The organism is Methyloparacoccus murrellii (genome assembly GCF_054657115.1).
The window spans coordinates 1-2,416 of sequence record NZ_BAAHXD010000094.1 but is presented as its reverse complement, the minus strand read 5'-3'; the positions used below and the strand labels follow the sequence as shown (position 1 = coordinate 2,416).

Sequence of the window (2,416 nt, the reverse complement as noted above, 5' to 3'; positions counted from 1 at the left end):
GGGCGCCTCGAAGAACCTCCGCCTCGCCCGGTCTTGGTAACATTACGACGTCCTTAACCCTGCAGCCTGCACCGATGAAACCGCGTCGCGCTATCAAGACCGACCTGTTCGCCGACGAGCATCACCGCAAGAAGATCGACCCGCTGGCCGACATCGACTCGCACATCGACTTTGCGTCGTTGGCGGCCGAGGTGGATAAGGTTGCGCCGCGCCCGGTGAGCGCGCAGGGCGGGCGTCCGCCGTACCCGACCGAGACGATGGTGCGGATCCTGGTGCTCAAGCGTCTGTACAACCTGTCCGACGAGCCGATGGAGTACCCGTTGCTCGACCGGATGAGCCACAAGCACTTCTGCGGACTGGCGAACACGACCCATGTCCCGGACCGCACCACGGTATGGACCTTCGAGAACCGGATCGGTGCAGCCGGTGCCAAGGCGCTCTTTGACGGCGTCTCGGCGCAGCTGCTCAAGAAGGGTTTCATCGCGCGCGGCGGTCAGATCATCGACGCCACCTTGGTCCCCGCCCCCAAGCAGCACAAGCGCCGAGGCGAGAAGGAATTGCTCGAGCAAGGTGCGATGCCCGCCGACGGGAAGCCTGCGAAGCGGCGCCAGAAGGGCATCGACGCGACCTGGACCAAGACGCACGGCAAGCGCCACTTCGGCTACAAGCGCTCGATCAACGTCGACAAGAAATACAAGATCATCCGCCGGATCGAGACCGACACGGCGAGTACGCACGACAGCCAGCACTTCGACAACGTCTTCGATGCGGGCAACACGAGTCGGGACGTCTATGCCGACCGGGGCTACCCGTCCGAGGCGCGTGAAGCCTGGCTCAGAGAGAAGGGCTTCTGGAATCAGATCCAGCGGAAGGGCAAGCGTAACAAGCCGCTGTCCGAGTGCCAGCAGCGGCGTAACCCGCGCATCGCCAAAACGCGCGCCCGGGTCGAGCACGTGTTCGGCGCCCTCGAGCAGATGGGTGGCAAGTTGCTGCGCACCATCGGTCAGGCGCGGGCGCGCTTTGCGATGACGATGATGGCCGCCGGCTACAACCTGAAGCGGCTGGTCGACTTCCGGAGGGCCGGAGTCGAGGCCTTCTGACGCCCGAAAGGGGCCGAATCGCCGCCGCCCGGGGCGATTCGAGGCAAAAACGGGGCAACCCCGCCGAAAAACACGGTGGGTTGCCAGAGAAATGGGACCGAACTCGGTCGCCGTCATCATTGCGCGATGGGATTCACTGAAAACCTCGGGTTATTCGAGGCGCCCATGTGGTTCTCGCGCTGGCGGGAGTTCCGTGCCGATGCGGGCGGGGCGCAACTGGCCGGCCGCACCAAGATGGTGGATGCGCTACGCGCCCTGCAACGCGCCCATGACCACCCTGACCTGCCCGGCGAACTGTGGCCGCCTTCGGCATCAGCGGCGGCGCTGGGGCTGGCAGAAGCTGTTCCTGAGCCATCCGCCGCTGGAAGAACGCATCGCCGCGCTGCAAAACCCGCGCTAAGCATCGCCCCGGAACGCAACGCCCGCCCCATGCCCCGGTGGGCGTTGCGTAGCGGCGGTCTGCCGCACAGCCAACGCCGGGGCGCGACCGTTATACGCCCGGCCGATCAAGCATTTTTTCTTCAGGGCTGAACGCGAGGCGGGAATCGCGCACTACAAGGCGCTTGTGGGTTCTTGAAAGCCTGGACTCGCCGCTAGTGCGGCGCTGGCAACCGATCCAGCGGACTGACGACGCCCAAGGGGCCTCGATTCAGCACGTGGGTATAGATCATCGCGGTCTTGACGTCCGAATGGCCCAGCAACTCCTGCACGGTACGAATATCTTGCCCCGATTCCAGCAGGTGGGTCGCGAAGGAATGCCGCAGGGTAGGGGTACTGGCGGGTTTGACGATGCCCGCCGCCAGCACCACTCGCTTGATGGCGCGCTGAATGCCCTGTTCATGGGCGTGATGACGGCGGCGTATGCCTGAACGCGGGTCCATCGACAGTTCCCGACCCGGAAATAACCAGAACCAAGCTAGCGTTTTTTCCTCCCCGGGTTTCTTGCGCTCCAGGGCATCCGGCAATTGCACCCCGGGTAAATCCGCCGCCCGGTCCCGCCGCCACAGTTCGCGAACCTGCTCCAGGTGTTGTTCCAGAGCCGGAAGCAGGGCCACGGGTACCATCGTCATACGGTCTTTGTTGCCCTTACCCTCCCGAATCGTGATTTCTCGCCAACTCAGGTCCACATCCTTCACCCGTAACCGCAGACACGCCATCAGGCGCATGCCGGTACCGTATAACAATCTCGCCATCAGTGCTTGCGTCCCCTCCAGGCAGGCCAGCAGCCGCGCCACCTCGTCCGGCGTCAGCACGGTCGGCAACCGTTGCGGCCGCTTGGCCCTCACCACCTCGTCCAGCCAGGGGAGATCGACGCC

2 protein-coding genes and 1 pseudogene are annotated in these 2,416 nt (G+C 64.7%); 2 read left to right on the top strand and 1 reads right to left on the bottom strand.

Annotation, left to right across the window (positions count from 1 at the left end; translation table 11 throughout):
- Window positions 1-74: 74 nt before the first annotated feature.
- Window positions 75-1,100 carry an IS5 family transposase gene (locus tag ACYQ1H_RS15375; RefSeq protein ID WP_460028914.1) on the top strand — a complete coding sequence of 342 codons (1,026 nt, stop codon included), beginning with the start codon at window positions 75-77 and terminating at the stop codon, window positions 1,098-1,100.
- A 165-nt stretch (window positions 1,101-1,265) separates the two neighbouring features.
- Window positions 1,266-1,500 (top strand): annotated as a pseudogene (locus tag ACYQ1H_RS15370) (M48 family metalloprotease); the annotation flags it as partial.
- A 193-nt stretch (window positions 1,501-1,693) separates the two neighbouring features.
- On the opposite strand, the gene ACYQ1H_RS15365 reads toward ACYQ1H_RS15370, so the two are convergent.
- On the bottom strand, window positions 1,694-2,416 hold a 723-nt coding region (locus ACYQ1H_RS15365; protein WP_460028913.1), incomplete at its 5' end, for an integron integrase.